Origin of the sequence: Aneurinibacillus terranovensis DSM 18919, from assembly GCF_000430625.1 — a bacterium.
GTDB classification, from domain to species: Bacteria; Bacillota; Bacilli; order Aneurinibacillales; family Aneurinibacillaceae; genus Aneurinibacillus_B; species Aneurinibacillus_B terranovensis.
In genome coordinates this window covers 109,360-127,377 of record NZ_AUMJ01000016.1, presented here as the reverse complement: position 1 = coordinate 127,377, position 18,018 = coordinate 109,360, and the positions used below count along the sequence as shown (strand labels likewise).

16 protein-coding genes and 1 rRNA gene are annotated in these 18,018 nt (G+C 44.5%); 8 read left to right on the top strand and 9 right to left on the bottom strand.

What is annotated here, in order from left to right; all coding sequences use genetic code 11:
- From H525_RS0103720 to dnaA, 9 genes are all read right to left on the bottom strand, one after another.
- Window positions 1–234: ribosomal RNA gene (locus tag H525_RS0103720) — 16S ribosomal RNA — on the bottom strand; the annotation flags it as partial.
- 197 nt (window positions 235–431) lie between these two features.
- Window positions 432–1,496: an HD-GYP domain-containing protein gene (locus tag H525_RS0103715; RefSeq protein ID WP_027415083.1), complete on the bottom strand. Its 1,065-nt coding sequence runs from the start codon at window positions 1,494–1,496 to the stop codon at window positions 432–434.
- Window positions 1,497–1,704: 208 nt separating this feature from the next.
- Entirely contained in the window at window positions 1,705–4,296 is a 2,592-nt protein-coding gene (gyrA, locus tag H525_RS0103710; protein ID WP_027415082.1) for a DNA gyrase subunit A, read from the bottom strand.
- Between the two features lie 229 nt (window positions 4,297–4,525).
- A complete protein-coding gene (gene gyrB / locus H525_RS0103705; RefSeq protein WP_027415081.1) occupies window positions 4,526–6,439 on the bottom strand; it encodes a DNA topoisomerase (ATP-hydrolyzing) subunit B in 1,914 nt (637 codons plus the stop codon).
- A gap of 6 nt (window positions 6,440–6,445) precedes the next feature.
- Window positions 6,446–6,700, bottom strand: a complete 255-nt coding sequence (remB, locus tag H525_RS0103700) for an extracellular matrix regulator RemB (protein ID WP_027415080.1) — start codon at window positions 6,698–6,700, stop codon at window positions 6,446–6,448.
- 17 nt (window positions 6,701–6,717) lie between these two features.
- Window positions 6,718–7,827: a DNA replication/repair protein RecF gene (gene recF, locus H525_RS0103695; RefSeq protein WP_027415079.1), complete on the bottom strand. Its 1,110-nt coding sequence runs from the start codon at window positions 7,825–7,827 to the stop codon at window positions 6,718–6,720.
- Window positions 7,828–7,845: 18 nt separating this feature from the next.
- The gene (gene yaaA, locus H525_RS0103690) at window positions 7,846–8,073 is read right to left on the bottom strand and encodes a S4 domain-containing protein YaaA (protein WP_027415078.1); all 228 of its coding nucleotides are present in this window, start codon (window positions 8,071–8,073) and stop codon (window positions 7,846–7,848) included.
- 11 nt (window positions 8,074–8,084) lie between these two features.
- Window positions 8,085–9,227 (bottom strand): DNA polymerase III subunit beta, encoded by a 1,143-nt coding sequence (dnaN, locus tag H525_RS0103685; RefSeq protein WP_027415077.1) that lies wholly within the window; start codon window positions 9,225–9,227, stop codon window positions 8,085–8,087.
- A 202-nt stretch (window positions 9,228–9,429) separates the two neighbouring features.
- Complete coding sequence (gene dnaA, locus H525_RS0103680) at window positions 9,430–10,785, bottom strand: chromosomal replication initiator protein DnaA (protein ID WP_027415076.1); 1,356 nt, start codon at window positions 10,783–10,785, stop codon at window positions 9,430–9,432.
- A 545-nt stretch (window positions 10,786–11,330) separates the two neighbouring features.
- Here dnaA and rpmH point away from each other — a divergent pair.
- From rpmH to rsmG, 8 genes are all read left to right on the top strand, one after another.
- Window positions 11,331–11,465 carry a 50S ribosomal protein L34 gene (rpmH, locus tag H525_RS0103675; protein WP_027415075.1) on the top strand — a complete coding sequence of 45 codons (135 nt, stop codon included), beginning with the start codon at window positions 11,331–11,333 and terminating at the stop codon, window positions 11,463–11,465.
- A gap of 92 nt (window positions 11,466–11,557) precedes the next feature.
- The gene (rnpA, locus tag H525_RS0103670; RefSeq protein WP_342664265.1) at window positions 11,558–11,908 is read left to right on the top strand and encodes a ribonuclease P protein component; all 351 of its coding nucleotides are present in this window, start codon (window positions 11,558–11,560) and stop codon (window positions 11,906–11,908) included.
- Between the two features lie 22 nt (window positions 11,909–11,930).
- Window positions 11,931–12,149, top strand: coding sequence for a membrane protein insertion efficiency factor YidD (yidD, locus tag H525_RS0103665; protein WP_027415073.1), 219 nt, complete (start codon window positions 11,931–11,933; stop codon window positions 12,147–12,149).
- Between the two features lie 112 nt (window positions 12,150–12,261).
- Window positions 12,262–12,978 (top strand): membrane protein insertase YidC, encoded by a 717-nt coding sequence (gene yidC, locus H525_RS0103660; protein ID WP_051330780.1) that lies wholly within the window; start codon window positions 12,262–12,264, stop codon window positions 12,976–12,978.
- Window positions 12,975–13,769: an RNA-binding cell elongation regulator Jag/EloR gene (gene jag, locus H525_RS0103655; protein ID WP_027415071.1), complete on the top strand. Its 795-nt coding sequence runs from the start codon at window positions 12,975–12,977 to the stop codon at window positions 13,767–13,769. The genes yidC and jag overlap by 4 nt, the downstream gene beginning before the upstream one ends.
- A gap of 127 nt (window positions 13,770–13,896) precedes the next feature.
- Complete coding sequence (gene mnmE, locus H525_RS0103650) at window positions 13,897–15,270, top strand: tRNA uridine-5-carboxymethylaminomethyl(34) synthesis GTPase MnmE (RefSeq protein WP_027415070.1); 1,374 nt, start codon at window positions 13,897–13,899, stop codon at window positions 15,268–15,270.
- Window positions 15,271–15,306: 36 nt separating this feature from the next.
- Entirely contained in the window at window positions 15,307–17,190 is a 1,884-nt protein-coding gene (gene mnmG / locus H525_RS0103645; protein WP_027415069.1) for a tRNA uridine-5-carboxymethylaminomethyl(34) synthesis enzyme MnmG, read from the top strand.
- Window positions 17,191–17,201: 11 nt separating this feature from the next.
- Complete coding sequence (rsmG, locus tag H525_RS0103640) at window positions 17,202–17,918, top strand: 16S rRNA (guanine(527)-N(7))-methyltransferase RsmG (protein WP_027415068.1); 717 nt, start codon at window positions 17,202–17,204, stop codon at window positions 17,916–17,918.
- The last annotated feature ends 100 nt before the right edge of the window (window positions 17,919–18,018 follow it).

The following is an 18,018-nucleotide window of genomic DNA, read 5'->3' as shown; positions in this document are numbered from 1 at the left end:
GGCCCATCTGTAAGTGTTCGAAAACTTTCCATTCGCAACCATGCGGTTGCGAATCGTATTCGGTATTAGCTCCGGTTTCCCGGAGTTATCCCGAGCTTACAGGCAGGTTGCCCACGTGTTACTCACCCGTCCGCCGCTAACCTTTAAAAGCAAGCTTTTAAAGGTCCGCTCGACTTGCATGTATTAGGCACGCCGCCAGCGTTCGTCCTGAGCCAGGATCAAACTCTCCAAAAAAGATAAGTTCAATCTTGTCAGCTCATGAAAAAGCTGGTCTTACTTAAAATCCAGAATTGTATCTGGGTTATATCGCACATTTGGCATTTCACTGTTCAGTTTTCAAGGAACTTCATTTCCGTCACCCACTCTCAGCGGCGACTTACAAAATATATCACATACATACTTGCAATGTCAATAGTTTAACCCATACTTTTTTAAAATATGACGCCCTCAATGAAAAGATGACGCGACTGGGTAAGGTTAACGATTTGTCCCCCTATGTCCACCATTGGGCGGGTTGGGTTGTTTGAGTCAATAAATATAATTTTCCCGATTCGCCCATCATTCAGTTTTACCGTTATACCTGAAGATAAATGTGTCATCCCCTGAACAAAAGATCGAACAATAACAGGGTCAAGCTTCCCAAAACTATATTCCATTAACTGCTCGAAAACGAGGTAAGGCGAAACAGCATCCCGGTAGCTCTTTTTAGAAATCATCGCGTGAAAGATATCTGCAATCGCAACAATTTTTGCGTATAAATGAATTTTGTCACCCTTTAACCTATTCGGATAACCGCTCCCATCTTCACGTTCATGGTGCTGAAGGGCAGCCAGAGCGACCCCTTCATTAAGACCGGTAGCTTTTTTAATAATAGAATATCCGTATATAGGGTGCTGCTCCATTTCCCTGCGTTCTTCAAGAGTAAGCGGCCCCTTTTTTGTCAAAATATGCGGGTTGATTCTGCATAGCCCTATATTGTGAAGAATACCGGCCAGAGCAATCTGCATATGCTCTTTTTCCGGGACCTTATTCCAACGCGCGATGATCACGGAGAGTAGACTCACAGCAATACTGTGCTGGAAAATATAACTATCCTCTGATCTCAGTTTTGATAATTTGTCTATCATATCAAATTCGATACTCATATTGGCAAGGAGGGGTTGAATGTGATTTCGCAATTCCATCACCGGAAGAGGCATCCCCCCCTCCGCCCATTGCATTATTTTTTCAACAAAATCAATCGCTTTATCTAAATGCGGGTTAAACGAACTTTTCGCGGTTTCTTCCACCTCAGTCTCTTGATTAGCATCAGAAACAACTGGACTGCTCGCATCAAGCTCGACATTTACTTTTGAGATTAGAAAAGCTTGTAAAATTTCAATTTCCCGTTCATTCAGCTGCGTGCCTTTTTCAAAAAGTGTACCGCCAAGTGAAGTAATCACTTTATCAGCAAGTATGACACCCGGTTTGAGTTTTGAAACGAATAATTGAGGCATTGTGTCTTATCCACCACCTATTGAATTCTATTTTCGTCCAGTGTCCTATTTTACCATTTTATTCCCCTCGAATTAGAATACGCAAGGGAAACCTGAAACGAAAAAAGGAGCAGATAATAACCCGCTCCTGATTTGTATATATGCCTCTTCTAAATTTCCCATCAAAGGTTACTTCCACGAAAACCTGCCAGATTGCTTCTTCTATTGTCTATAGATTTTCGTCTTCCTCATCAGAAGAATCCAGTTCTTTCTCTTTCTGCTGTGCAAATTCTTCCGCTTCAGATTCTTCCGCTTCAAAATCCATCAAAGAAGAATCTGATTCATTGCATTCGTTTTCTTCTTCCGTCACTTCTATTTTTGCTACGGTCGCTACCTCTTCACTCTCGTCAACCCGGATGAGTTTAACCCCCTGTGTGTTTCGGCCCATGGAGGAGATATCGCGGATGCAGAGACGAATGATAATACCAGACGATGTAATCAACATTAAATCGTTGGCGCTATCGACAAGTTTTAGCCCGACGACATGACCATTCCGCTCGGTTAAATGCAGCGTCTTAATCCCTTTTCCACCCCGGGTTTGGACACGGTAAGAGGAAACAGGCGTACGTTTTCCATATCCCCTGGATGTAACAATTAATACGTCCGCATTGTCATCTGCGATGTCCATATCGATAACCTGGTCATCTTCCGCCAATTGAATGCCTTTTACTCCGGTAGCGGTCCGCCCCATCATTCGTACATCATTTTCCGGAAAACGAATGGACATCCCGTTTTTCGTCCCCATCACGATATCATGCGTACCGTCTGTTAAACGGACACTAATCAGTTCATCATCTTCCCGCAAATTAATCGCAAATAAGCCGACGCTGCGAATATTGCTAAAGGAAGTTAAATCCGATCTTTTTACAATTCCCTGCTTTGTGGCAAAGAACAAATAGTGGTTCTCTGTGAATTCTTTGACCGGTATAACCGCCTGGATAAATTCATTCTGATCAATTTGCAGAAGGTTAATGATAGGGGTTCCTTTTGCTGTCCTGCTTAAATCAGGAATTTCATAAGCTTTCAGTCGGTATACTTTCCCCCTGTTCGTGAAAAAAAGGAGATAATTATGCGAGTTCGCCGAGATGAGGTGCTGAACAAAGTCATCATCCCTCGTCCCCATTCCCTGAATTCCACGCCCGCCGCGCCGCTGAGAACGGTACGTATCAACCGGCAGACGCTTAATATAGCCACGATGGGTAAGTGTTATAACAACCTCGTCCTGTGGTATTAAATCTTCATCATCGATGTTGAACATATCAACGGTAATTTCTGTACGACGCTCATCATTAAACTTAGTTCTAATTTCCATTAACTCTTCTTTAATGATCACAAGAATTTTGCTTTCGTCTTCCAAAATGGCACGCAGCTCTTTAATAAGCTCACTAAGCTGGTTAAATTCATCCGTTAAGCGTTCGATGGAAAGACCCGTTAACGTCTGAAGCCGCATCTCAAGAATCGCATTCGCCTGCTCTTCCGTAAATCCGAGCGGCACAGAACGGCCGTGTAAATCAAACGTGTCAGCCATCAAATACTGACGGGCTTCTTCCCGGTCTTTGGCCGAACGAATCGGGCCTACACGGTCAACCAGGTCATCAACAATATCGATCGCTTTCAAAAGCCCTTCCACAATATGAATTCGTGCTTCCGCCTTGCGTAAATCATATTCGGTTCTCCGGCGGATAACCACCTTTTGGTGCTCAAGGTAATGATAGAGCATCTGTTTAACGTTAAGGACGCGCGGCTGGCCGTCAACCAGGGCCAGCATATTAATTCCAAAGCTGGTTTGCATCGCCGTATGCTTATATAGATTGTTCAATACGACCTGGGGATTGACGTCCCTGCGCAATTCAATTACAATCCGCATACCCGTACGGTCAGATTCGTCGCGCAGATCGGTAATCCCGTCTAATTTTTTATCGCGCACCAGTTCCGCAATTTTCTCAATTAATCGGGCCTTGTTCACCTGGTACGGTATTTCATTAACAATAATGCGATATTTGCCGCGGTGTTCTTCGATTTCAGATTTCGCCCGGATAACAACGGTACCCCTTCCTGTCTCATAGGCCCGGCGAATTCCGCTGTAACCCATAATGGTCGCCCCGGTTGGAAAATCCGGTCCGGTAATATGCTGCATAATGTCCCGGTTGGAACAGTCGGGATTGTCAATCAGTGTTAACACACCATCAATCACCTCACCGAGGTTATGCGGGGGAATGTTTGTCGCCATCCCTACGGCAATTCCTGAAGCTCCGTTTACAAGAAGATGAGGAAAACGCGCCGGCATGACAAGCGGCTCACGTTCGTTCCCATCATAATTCGGTCCAAAATCAACGGTATTTTTGCCGATATCGCGCAATAGTTCCATCGTGATCTTGGCCATACGGGCCTCGGTGTAGCGCATGGCTGCCGCCGCATCCCCGTCAACCGATCCGAAGTTTCCATGTCCGTCCACTAACGGATACCGGTAGGAGAAATCCTGCGCCATCCTAACCATCGTTTCGTATACTGCAGAGTCCCCGTGGGGATGATATTTACCGATAACATCCCCGACAATACGGGCTGATTTCTTATAAGGCTTGTCCGGTGTTACTCCCATTTCATTCATCGCAAATAAAATACGGCGATGAACGGGCTTAAGACCATCCCGAACGTCAGGAAGTGCCCGGCTGACAATGACACTCATTGCATATTCAAGAAATGAATCGCGCATTTCCTGATTTATGTTAATATCAATGACATTAGATTGTTGTTCGGCCATTAAATGTACCTCCATTTGTCTGGCGTTTATGCTTCAGCAAAAACCTGGCTATTGATTTGCTGAAGCCGCAGGCACAAGCCTACGCTGCACGTATAAATAGTAAAAAAATTTAACTTTTCTACATGCTAAAAAAGTAGAGGAATCGATCTGGTCATAAGATTTATTATACCATTTTTCCCCCACTGCGCACAAAAAATAAGCCTTCCTTTACACAGGAAGGCTTATTTTTTTAAATATCAAGATTTCGTACGTTTTTCGCGTGCTCCTGAATAAAGTCCCGGCGCGGTTCTACTTTATCACCCATCAATGTTTCAAAAAGTTCATCGGCAGCCATTGCATCCTCCAGTGCTACCCGGAGCAGTGTCCTGCTCTCCGGATCCATTGTCGTTTCCCACAGCTGCTCTGGATTCATCTCTCCAAGACCTTTATACCGCTGAATATTCGGCTCCGGCCGATTCCCAATCTCCTGCAGGGCGACGGCAAGCTGCCGGTCGTTATAAGCATACCGGATAACCTTGCCCTGCTGAACCTTGTAGAGGGGAGGCTGAGCGATATACACATACCCATGCTCGATTAAAGGCCGCATATAGCGATATAAAAATGTCAGGAGAAGCGTTCTAATATGGGCACCGTCAACGTCGGCATCCGTCATAATGATGAGCTTATGGTAACGGGCTTTTGAAATATCAAAATCTTCCCCAATTCCTGTGCCAAGAGCGGTAATAATCGCACGGATTTCGGCGTTCGAGAGAATTTTATCAAGGCGTGCTTTTTCCACGTTAATAACTTTTCCGCGCAGCGGAAGAATCGCCTGATAGTTGCGGTCGCGCCCTTGTTTTGCCGAGCCGCCGGCTGAATCGCCCTCGACCACATACAGTTCGCTAATGGCCGCATCGCGGCTTGAACAGTCCGCCAGTTTCCCTGGTAAAGAACTAAATTCCAAGGCATTTTTCCGGCGGGTGAGTTCTCTCGCCTTACGGGCCGCTTCCCGGGCTCTGGCTGCCATCATGGATTTTTCCATGATTTTTCTGGCTTCCTGCGGATGCTCGTTTAAATAAACGGAGAAGTTCTCCCCAAACAGGGACTCGGTGATACTGCGTGCTTCACTGTTGCCGAGTTTTGTTTTCGTTTGTCCCTCAAATTGCGGATCCGGGATTTTTACGCTGATGATCGCGGTGAGCCCTTCACGAACGTCATCCCCGGTTAAATTGCCGTCCTTTTCTTTGAGCAAGTTGTTTTTGCGGGCATAGTCATTAATCACTCGCGTTAGTGCACTTTTAAAACCTGATTCATGCGTCCCGCCTTCATGAGTATGAATGTTGTTTGCATAAGAATAAATGTTGCTTAAAAAAGAATCGTTATACTGTAACGCAATTTCAATCGTAAGCCCATCCTTTTCCCCCTCCAGATAAATCGGAGGCTCATGCAATTTCTCTTTGTTTTTATTTAAATACTCTACGAAAGATCGAATGCCGCCTTCGTAATGGTATTCCTCCACTTTTCCCGTTCGCTCGTCGTGCAGCGTGATCCGTACGCCGCGGTTTAAGAATGCAAGCTCGCGCAAACGTTTTTGCAGCGTCTCAAATTCAAAAATCGTTGTTTCCGTAAAAATCTCGGGGTCGGGGGTAAAAGTGACTTTTGTGCCTGTATCTTCCGCATCGCCGACAACTTTCAATTCATCAACCGCATGGCCCCGAACATACTTCTGCATATAGCGCTTACCGTTGCGCTTTACTTCTACCGTAAGAGCTTTTGATAGAGCATTCACAACTGACACACCTACGCCGTGCAATCCGCCTGATACTTTATATCCTTCTCCACCGAATTTACCGCCGGCATGGAGGACGGTAAGAACCGTTTCTACCGTAGACTTGCCTGTTTTCTCGTGGACTTCCGTTGGAATTCCACGGCCGTTATCCGTTACAGACACACTGTCGTCCTCGTGAACATAAACATGGATGTCATCACAATAGCCGGCAAGCGCTTCGTCGATACTATTATCGACAACCTCCCAGACAAGATGATGCAAGCCGCGCGCACTGGTAGACCCGATATACATGCCGGGCCTTTTTCTTACGGCTTCAAGTCCTTCCAGTACTTGTATCTGGCTGGCTCCATAATGATTTTCTATCTTTGATTCCATCTAGCTTCACCTACTTTCCAAACTACTGACAAAATTAGCGCGACGCTTTAACGTAAGAGATGATATAGGAGAACAATATACTTTATCTTTCGTTATCACATACGATTTGCTTTCTTCATTGCTTGAGGCCATGACCCGGCCTTCTTTTTCAGCGTGTTTAATAAACTGCCGGGTAATTTTTGAAGAGTTCGCGTGATAATCCAGAATTGCAATGACATCTGCCGAACGGACGACAATGTCTCCGCCTAAGTGTATAAACATTCCTTTTCCCCCCACGTTTAAAGCGTTACTATCCCTTGTCTGACCCGGTAAAGCGAGGCCTGCTTTAATGTTTGATGATAAAGACCTTCCACTCCTGTCGTTGTAACAAAGGTTTGTACTCGGTCTTTAATATTATTTAAAAGATGGGACTGACGGTTTTCATCCAGTTCTGACAAAACATCATCCAGCAAAAGTAAAGGGTATTCCCCGACTTCTTGGTGAATCAGTTCTATTTCCGCCAGTTTCAGAGAGAGTGCCGTGGTGCGCTGCTGTCCCTGGGAACCGTACTGCTGTACACTCGTGCCATTAATAAAAAAATTAATATCATCCCGGTGAGGTCCGGCCAGGCTGATTCCCCTTGCAATTTCCCGGTCACGAATAGTGGTAAGATGCTGATAAATGGCCTCCTGCGCCTGTTCATGGGACATGAAAGGGGAAAAAGGAAGCGAGCATTCATACGAAAGATCAAGCTTTTCTGTACCCTGTGTAATCTGCGCATGAATCTCACGAGCCCATTCCTGTATTTTCTCGATGAAACGATAACGCTTTTGTAATATTTTAACAGAAACAGCAGCCAGTTGTTGATTGTAAATGTCCAACAAATCACGAAACTGCTTCTGGTGCTGAATTTCCCTGAGTGCCTGATTCCGCTGCTGGATTATTTTCTGATATTGTGACACATGATATAGGTATGCGGGGGACACTTGGCCAATTTCCATATCGAGAAACCGCCGCCTTATCTGGGGATTTCCCTTCACAATTCCCAGATCCTCCGGGGCAAACATCACCACATTCATGGCTCCGATATAATCGCTAAGCTTGCGTTGTTCCAGACTATTAATTTTCGCCTTTTTTCCCCGCGGCGTCAACTGAATTTCCAAGGAAAGGGGTCCATGCTTCTTTTCAACATGACAAGCAAGCCTTGCATAGTCTGCATTCCACCGGATTAATTCTTTGTCTTTGCTCGTCCGGTGCGACTTGGCCATAGCCAAAAAATAAATGGATTCAAGAAGATTAGTTTTCCCCTGGGCGTTCGGTCCCATAAAGAGAATAATCGGAGCATCGAAAGCGAGAGTAAGATTCTCCAGGTTCCGGTAATGCTCAAACTTCAGTTCCTTCAGTATCAAACTGTATCTCCCCTCCGGTTATTCGGCTCCTTTGACAATTTCAAAGGTACCAAACCCCTCCACATCCACGATATCTCCATTATACAATTTTTTGCCGCGCCGGTTTTCTGTTTCTCCATTCACTTGAATGGGAACATCGGCAAGAATCATTTTTGCCTGTCCCCCGGTATCTATAACACCGGCCAGTTTAAGAAATTGGCCAAGCGGAATGTATTCGGTTGTAATTTCTACCCGTTGTTTTTCCATAAACGGCCTCCTTATTGGTTCGTTCGCACAGGCAAAATTAAGTGAAGGAGCCAATTATGATCAGTTGGCCGAAGAATAAACGGGCTCATTGCCCCGGTAAAACCCACCTTGATTTCTGAGCTGTCTGAAGCGCGCAATGCATCCAGCATATATTTTGCGTTAAAAGAAATTTTCACTTCTTCACCTTCCATTGAGGCAGGAATAATCTCTTCTGTAACTTTTCCAATCTCAGGTGTATTCGACGAAATTTCAATAACTCCATCAGGCCGGGTAAACAAGCGAACCACATTATTTTTTCCGTCCTTTGCTAATAAGCTTGCCCTTTCAATCGCTCCGAGAAACTCTCTGGTTGATAAAATAATTTCGGTTTTTGTATGCCGCGGAATAATCCGGCTCGTATCAGGATACGTCCCGTCCAGAATCCGGGAATAAAACAGAATATGATTGACTTTCACAAGGATTTGATTATCAGTAATAACAATATATACCAGTTGGTCGTTTTCAGGTAATATGCGACTTAATTCATTTAAGCTTTTCCCCGGGATTATAATATTTTCAAAGGACAGGTCATTCGACACCTCAACCGCAGCTGTTCTCGTGGTAAGTCTGTGGCTGTCTGTTGCGACAAACGACAGCTGGCCATTGTCCAGTTTCCACATAACCCCGGTTAGAATAGGCCGTGTTTCATTGGTAGCAACGGCAAAGACAGTCTGGCGAATAATGGTTTTTAATAGGTCAGAAGGTATGCTTACTATCTGATCTTCTTCAATTTGCGGTAAGCGAGGGTATTCATCCGCATTCATCCCATTAAGATTAAACTCTGAACGCTCGGATGAAACAGTAACCATAAATCGGTTGTTGACGGAAATTCTAACTTGTTCACCGGGTAATTTCCGCACAATATCTCCAAATACCCGCGAAGGAAGGACGACGACGCCTGTTTGGATGATATTAATTGATTGTTCATTTTCTGATTGAGCAGGGATGAATTGCTCGATGGATATATCTGAATCACTTCCCGTTAAAGTAACCCCATCTTCATGAGCCACAATCTTAATTCCTGTCAGGATGGGAATGGTTGTTCTCGTTGATACGGCTTTACTTACAGTCCCAATTGCATCGGTTAACAGCTCTCTTTTAATAATGAATTCCATTATGTCCCCCTAGAATTAAAATCGTTATCTTCGCATATAGATATATTTTATTCTTTTTTTAAGAACAGTAATAGTAATAGAGGCGGTGAATATGTGAATAAGTCGAATTTACGCAAAGAAATAAAGCCTATACACATGTGGATAACATTGTGTATAGGCTGATTATGATATGAGGACTTATTCACAGGTGGATAAGTAAAAATCACTTCCCATTTTTAATGGTTTCGATGAGTTCTTGTATGTTCACCTGCAGCTGACGATCGTTTTGCAAGGCATGGGTAATTTTCTCATGGGCGTGAATAACGGTTGTATGGTCGCGCCCGCCAAACTCTTCCCCGATTTTAGGAAGCGAAAAATCCGTAAGTTCCCGCGATAGATACATCGCAATCTGGCGGGGGAAAGCAATGGACTTGGTTCGTTTTTTTGCTTTGAAATCCTCCATTTTGATACCAAACTTCTCACCAACAGCATGCTGTATTCCGGCAATCGTAATCATCCTCGGTTTGTTAGTGGGAATGATATCCTTGAGGGCCTCCGCAGCCAGTTCAGTATCAATGTCCTGATTAATTAAAGAAGAATAGGCAACCACACGTATAAGTGCCCCTTCGAGTTCGCGGATATTGGTGTTGATCTGGTTGGCGATATATACCATAACTTCATTCGGGATTTCAAGATTTTCAGCCTTTGCTTTTTTGCGCAAAATTGCAATCCGGGTTTCCAAATCCGGGGGCTGAATATCAGTAATTAATCCCCACTCAAAACGGGAGCGCAGCCGATCCTCCAGTGTTGGAATTTCTTTCGGCGGCCGGTCACTTGAAATAATGATCTGCTTGCTTTCCTCATGCAGCGCATTAAATGTATGGAAAAACTCTTCCTGCGTCTGTTCTTTTCCTGCCAGAAACTGAATATCATCAATTAGTAAAATATCGACGTTACGATATTTATTTCTGAAATTCACCGTTTCATTATCGCGAATCGAGTTAATAAATTCATTCGTAAATTTTTCAGAAGAGAGGTATACAACACGGGCATTTGGATTATGCTCTAATACGTAGTGGCCAATTCCATGCATTAAGTGTGTTTTTCCCAGTCCGACACCCCCATAGATAAAAAGGGGGTTGTAAGCCTTTGCAGGTGCCTCCGCTACAGCAAGTGAGGCTGCATGGGCAAATCTGTTTCCGGTCCCTATAACGAACGTATCAAACGTATACTTTGGATTTAAAATCGTCTGGGGGAAATCATCACTGTTTCGTTTCTCTCTGGCGGCCGGGCTCGTTCCCTGAGTCGTTATCTCATCTTCTATTCCGGAAGTCGGTATAACAAATTTAATGGTCATATGTTTGCCCGTTACTTCATACAATGTCTCCATAATGAGGTCGGAATAACGAGATTCGAGCCAATCTCTGGTGAACTCATTCGGTGCGGTAATAAGAAGGGTACTGTCATCTAGAGCGGTTGCTTTTGTAGATTTAAGCCAGGTTTCAAAGCTTGGCTTGCTTAGCTTGGATTGTATGTGCGTTAGTGCAGCATCCCAAAGTTCCTTTACATTGGTGACCATATTTTCCTCCCTTCTTCAAAGAACCCAATTAATTGGATTTTGTATGTAGAAGAAGTATAAAGTCCTTCTAAAAATAAAATCAAAATGTGGATAACTTTATCACCTTCGTGTCCGATTTCCTACGACAATTTTCGAAACCAATCGACACTATTCACAAATCAGGGGATAAAGTTTTCCACACAGGTTAATAAATGTCCACAATATTATCCACAGCTTGTGGATAAAGAAAATGATTGAAAAAGTTATCCACGGGTTAAAACAAAACTATGATAGCAAATAAAATCCCGAGTAGCAATGATTTTTTCTGAGTTATCCACAAAACCTACACGTTGTGTAAATTGTCTATTCACAACACTAGATTTTGTGAATAAGTCTGGTTAAAGGTTGTCGACAAAAATACGGGAAATAATTCTTATCCACATGCGGTTGGGAAATAAAAAATGTGGATAAATTGGTAACTTGACATTTTGTGAGGGCGATCTATATAATAATTAAGACTGTCTATGTTATGGATGGAACCTTCATAAGGAGGTGGAGATTTACCAATGAAACCAACGTTTAATCCAAATAACCGTAAACGCAGTAAAGTTCATGGCTTCCGTGCTCGTATGAGTACTAAAAACGGCCGCAAAGTAATTGCGAACCGCCGTAAAAAAGGAAGAAAAGTATTGTCAGCATAAGGCCACTCCAAAGTGGCCTTTTCTACCTTTTTATTAAGAACTCTTTATGTAAAGTAACAAGCTATAGAAGCTAGCATAGGTTAGGTAAGGAAGTGTATCCCTTGTATCGCCAGAATCGATTGCGAAAAAATGAAGATTTCCAGGTGGTATTTAAGAAGGGGAAGTCGGTAGCCAATCGCCAATTTGTCATTTATTTTCTGGAAAAAGATGACCAGCAGGCTTTTCGGGCAGGGATGTCTGTTAGTAAAAAAATAGGAAATGCCGTTACGCGAAACCGAATAAGAAGGTTCATTAAAGAGGCGGTGCGTCTGCGGGCCGATGAGATTAAGCCGGCTTGTGATTTTATTATTATCACCAGATTGCCTGCTGTTGAACTGGATTATGCAGCGTTTCGGGACAGCCTCTACCATTGTATGCGAAAGGCCAAGCTGTTTTTATCTTAAGAACAGGACAGGGGATGCATCTTTGAAACTTGTTCAGAACTTTTTTATTTCTTCCATTACCTTTTATCGAAAATGGCTTTCACCGTTAAAACCACCGACTTGCCGCTTCTATCCGACTTGTTCGCAATATGCGCTGACAGCGGTGAAGAGATACGGTCCTCTTAAGGGGGGATGGATGGCTTTCAAGCGTATTCTGCGCTGCCATCCTTTTCACCCTGGTGGTATTGATGAAGTGCCTTAAATTTGTTTCTCTGGTTACCATGTCATTTCAAATACATAGTTGCAAGGAGGAATTATTCTTGCTACAACGGCGTCTAAAAACCGCTTTGCTTATTCTTGGAATCACGCTTTTAATGGCAGGGTGCAGTGCTGCGAATCCAAATCACCCGTTGCCAATTGATCCTCATGGTGGGATCTGGGATCGATTTTTCGTTTTCCCGTTATCCTGGCTGCTTCAGCGTTCTGCAGAATTTTTCGGAGGCAGTTATGGAATTGCGATTCTTATTGTAACTGTCCTGGTTCGTCTGGTGATTTTGCCACTTACTATTAAACAGACGAAAAATCAGAAACGGATGCAGGAAATTCAACCCGAGATCGTCAAAATAAGAGAAAAGTATAAGAACGATCCGCAAAAAGCGCAGCAAGAAATCATGAAGGTCTATCAAATGCATAATGCGAACCCGATTACGGGTTGCTTACCTGTTTTTATCCAGATGCCAGTCTTGCTTGCTTTCTATCATTCCATTATTCGCACAGCGCAAATTCGTTCACACGATTTTTTATGGCTGCAGCTCGGAGCGAAGGATCCGTACTATATTTTGCCAATTCTCGCCGGGTTAACTACTTTTCTGCAGCAGCTTATTATGATGCGGTACAGCCCAACCATGTCGGAAAATCCGCAAATGAAGATGATGACGTACATTATGCCTGTGATGATTTTTGTCATTGCGATATCCCTTCCGTCTGCACTTTCCTTGTACTGGGTATATGGAAACATTTTCACGACCATCCAAAACTACTTCCTTTATCGAGATAAGGGTAACGCTCCTAAAGGAGGTCTTGCAAAGTGAACAAGGTAATTGCAACAGGGAAAACCGTTGATGAAGCAGTGAATCAAGCCTTGAAGCAATTGCAGACAACCAGAGATTCTGTCACATTCCGTGTGCTGGAAGAACCAAGCAAAGGGTTTCTCGGGCTTATCGGTGTCCGGTACGCAAAAGTGGAAGTAACACATCAGGAAGAAAAGCAGGCTGCATTGATTACATCGGGGAACGCGGGAAAAGAACATGAAATCCACCCTGATAGTCCACATGAAACACAAAACAAAGCAACGGCTGAAATTCGCGAAGAAACCGAATCCATACCAGCCGTTCCTGAACCGGAAATGAAAAAAGGCAAGGAATCGGAAAAAGAAGCGATTTCTCAAGCGAAGCAATTTCTTGAAGAAGTTCTTTTCACGATGGGACTCGCTGCACAAGTTGAAGAATTATCTAAAAGTGGTGCGGTAACCTTTGTTATAAAAGGCGAGGGGCTTGGACTGATTATCGGGCGCCGCGGGCAAACCCTTGACTCTTTGCAGTATTTGGTTAACATCGTGGCAAACCGGTATGCCGATAAACGGCTCCGAATTATACTGGATGCCGAGAATTATCGCCAGAAACGCAAAGAAGCGCTGGAACAGCTTGCTTCAAGAATGGCAGACCAGGTCATCAAGACGAAAAAACCTGTCCGGCTCGAACCGATGAATTCGACCGAAAGAAAGATCATCCACAGCTTCCTGCAGGAACGGCCGGAGATTCAAACATTTAGCGAAGGAACCGACCCCAACCGCCGAATTGTTATTAGCACCAGGAAAAATTAATAGAAAGATCCTCCCTCTCTATCACTAGAGAGGTTTTTTCTTTATCAATTGTTGCATAAGTATGGTAATCTATACTTTTAGGGAAAGCTTTTAAATATATGTTTTTAATGTGTGGTGAATTTTAATTATGGATACAGATACGATCGCAGCCATAGCTACCCCGCTCGGTGAGGGTGGAATAGCCATTATTCGCGTGAGTGGACCGAGTGCGGTTGAGACTGTGGATAACATTTATAAAGGCGCTTCCCGGTTATCCACTGTGGATAGTCATACGATTCATTATGGTCACCTTGTGGATGAGCACGATGAAGTCGTTGAGGAGGTCATGGTCACCGTTATGCGGGCCCCCAGAACGTTTACGAGGGAGGACGTAGTGGAGATTAATTGCCACGGCGGGATTGTATCGGTAAATCGCGTGCTTCATTTAGTATTAGAGCAGCAGGTACGATTAGCCGAGCCAGGTGAATTCACAAAGCGTGCCTTTTTAAACGGGCGGATTGATTTGTCCCAAGCCGAAGCGGTGATCGATTTAATCCGGGCTAAAACAGACCGGGCGATGAAAGTAGCAGTGGGGCAGGTGCAGGGAAAACTGTCACAGTTGATTAAAAAACTCCGGCATCAGCTGGTTGAGCTTCTCGCCCATATTGAAGTGACGATCGATTATCCGGAACATGATGTAGATGAAGTGACACGCAGCCTTCTTTCCGATAAAAGCAGGTGGGTTCAGGATGAGATTACAAAGCTTTTGCGAACGGCCAGCCAGGGTAAAATTCTGCGGGAAGGCATCGCGACCGTTATTGTGGGGAGGCCGAATGTAGGAAAATCCTCTCTGCTAAATAGTTTGCTGCAGGAAGCAAAAGCTATTGTAACAGATGTCCCGGGAACAACCCGCGATATTATTGAAGAGTTCGTTAACATAAAAGGAATTCCGCTTCGTTTAATCGATACGGCCGGAATTCGGGAGACAGAAGATATCGTTGAGCGAATCGGAGTTGAGAAATCCCGCGAAATGCTGGGTAAAGCGGATCTGATTTTGCTCGTATTAAATTATGGGGAACCACTTACGGCGGAAGATAGAGAATTGCTAGACGTTGTGAAAACATTGAATACGATCGTCATTATAAATAAAGCTGACTTGCCTCATAAGTTAGATATAGATGAGGTAAAACGTTTAATCCCGGAAACTCGTGTCGTAACGATATCGGTTAAGATGGAAGAAGGAGTAGATAAGCTGGAAGACGCCATTGCCAGGATGTTTTTCTCAGGGTCAATTCAGAGTGAAGATTTGACGTATGTGAGCAATGCCCGTCATATTCAATTGTTACATGAAGCTTCTCAAACGATTGGGGAAGCGATTGATGCCGTCGAAAGTGGAATGCCTGTCGATATGGTTGCTTTTGATATTAGGCGAACTTGGGAACTTCTTGGGGAAGTTGTCGGTGATACCGTACGCGAAGATTTAATCGATCAGATTTTTTCACAATTCTGCTTAGGGAAATAGTGATGCGCATGGAAGGCGCAAGAGGAGGAATTACAAGTGGGATACCAAGCAGGTGAATTCGACGTCATTGTAGTAGGTGCAGGGCATGCCGGAGTGGAGGCTGCACTTGCTTCTGCCCGCATGGGTTGTTCAACGCTCTGTCTCACCATTAGTCTGGACGCCGTTGCTTTTATGCCCTGTAATCCGTCGATAGGCGGACCAGCCAAGGGACATGTTGTACGGGAAATTGATGCGCTTGGTGGAGAGATGGGGCGCAACATTGATAAAACGTATATTCAAATGCGAATGTTAAATACGGGAAAAGGACCGGCTGTCCATGCGCTGCGCGCACAAGCCGATAAGTTTGATTATCAGCATACGATGAAGCAAACAATGGAAAAAACGGAAAATCTTCTGCTTCGCCAGGGAATGGTGGAGCGATTGATTATAGAAGACGGAGAATGCCGCGGGGTCATTACAAAAACGGGTGCGGAATACAAATCAAAGGCAGTTATTCTTACGACCGGAACGTATTTGCGTGGAAAAATTATTATCGGGGATTTGCAGTATGAAAGCGGTCCGAATAATATGCAGCCATCGGTCGATTTGGCTTACCATTTAAAAGAGCTTGGCTTTGAAATCGTTCGTTTTAAAACGGGAACGCCGCCGCGTGTTTATAGCGATTCCATCGATTACAGCAAAACAGAAATTCAGCCCGGTGATGATGAACCGCGCGCTTTTTCTTATGAAACAACGGAGTTTTTCACGAATGAGCAGCTGCCGTGCTGGCTGACGTACACAAGCGAGCAGACCCAGGAGATTATCAATGGGAACCTCCATCGTGCACCGATGTTTTCCGGCGCGATTGAAGGTACAGGACCTCGTTATTGTCCGTCCATTGAAGATAAAATTGTTCGTTTCAGCGATAAACCGCGCCATCAGATTTTTCTTGAGCCGGAGGGTCGCAATACCGAAGAGGTTTATGTACAGGGACTTTCCACAAGCATGCCGGAAGAGGTGCAACTTGATATTCTGCGTTCAATCGGTGGACTCGAAAACGTACGAATGATGCGCCCCGGCTACGCGATTGAATACGATGCCCTTATTCCGAGCCAGCTGTGGCCGACTCTCGAAACGAAAAAAATTCCCGGACTTTTTTCAGCAGGTCAAATTAATGGAACATCCGGATACGAAGAAGCGGCAGGCCAGGGGATTATGGCAGGCATTAATGCGGCTCGTAAAGTGCAGGGAAAAGAACCGATTGTTCTTGATCGGTCACAGGCTTACATCGGTGTGATGATTGACGACCTTGTCACAAAGGGAACAAATGAGCCGTATCGCCTCCTCACATCGCGGGCGGAGTACCGCCTGCTTCTCCGGCATGATAACGCCGATATGAGGCTTACTGAAATCGGTCACGAAATTGGCCTGATTAGTGATGATCGTTACGGGCGTTTTCTTGAGAAAAAGCGTTTAATTGAAGCCGAGAAGGAACGGCTCCGTACGATTAAAATGGGACCGACTCCTGAAGTTCAGGAGATGCTTCGGGAAGTGGGGTCGAAAGAACTGGACAACGCGTTTGATGCGTATTCGCTTCTCAGACGTCCGGAAGTAACTTACAAGCACATTGCCAGGCTTATCCCGCCTGAATCACCTGTTCCGGAAGATGTTGCCGAACAGGTTGAAATCCAGATTAAATATGAAGGGTATATCCGCAAGCAACTGCAGGATGTGGAACGCCTGAAAAAAATGGAGAAGAAGCGGATTCCGGAAGACCTTGATTATATGGACATTCATGGGTTAGCGATGGAAGCCAGACAGAAGCTGGATAAAATCAAACCTTTATCCATTGGTCAGGCCTCCCGTGTCTCAGGAGTAACGCCGGCGGATATTTCCGTACTGCTTATATACCTGGAATCATTTCGCAAAGTGGCGAACTAGGGGAGAAACAAATGGATGCGTTAAAGCTGCAACAGCTTGCTGCAGAACATGCGGTACACCTTACCGAAGAACAGCTTCGGCAATTTGAACGCTACTATGAGTTGCTGGTAGAGTGGAACGAAAAAATGAATCTTACGGGCATAACTGAACGGGAACCGGTGTATGAGAAACATTTTTTTGATTCGATTACGCCTGCTTTCTATTACGATTTTTCACAGGTAGAAAACCTGATCGATGTGGGCTCCGGGGCAGGATTCCCCGGAATTCCCCTCAAAATTTGTTTTCCTGCTCTGAAACTAACTATTCTCGATTCGTTAAATAAACGCCTTGTTTTTTTGCAGGAAGTTGTTCGCGAACTCGGGTTAACAAATGTTTCTTTCCTACATAGCCGGGCGGAGGATGCAGGCCGGGATAAGAAGTACAGAGAAACGTTTCAGATGGTCACCGCTAGAGCAGTCGCTCGTCTTGCCGTACTTTCCGAGTTATGCTTACCGTTTGTGAAACCGTCGGGTGTGTTTCTTGCGATGAAAAGTGCCAGCACGGGAGAGGAACTCGATGAGGCCAAGAAAGCTATTAAAACACTGGGTGGAAAAACGGAAAAAGTTGAAACCTTCCATCTGCCGGAGGAAGAATCGGAGAGAAATTTAATATTTATCCGTAAACTTAAACAAACTCCATCCGCCTATCCACGCAAAGCGGGTACGCCAAACAAAAATCCAATCATATAGTTGATTGATTTTGAAGCAGCTGTTTTGGGCTGCTTTTTCTTTATGCTTGCCCTGAAACGCATGTGTATGCCAAACGTAAACCTGAGTGAGTAGTGGGCAA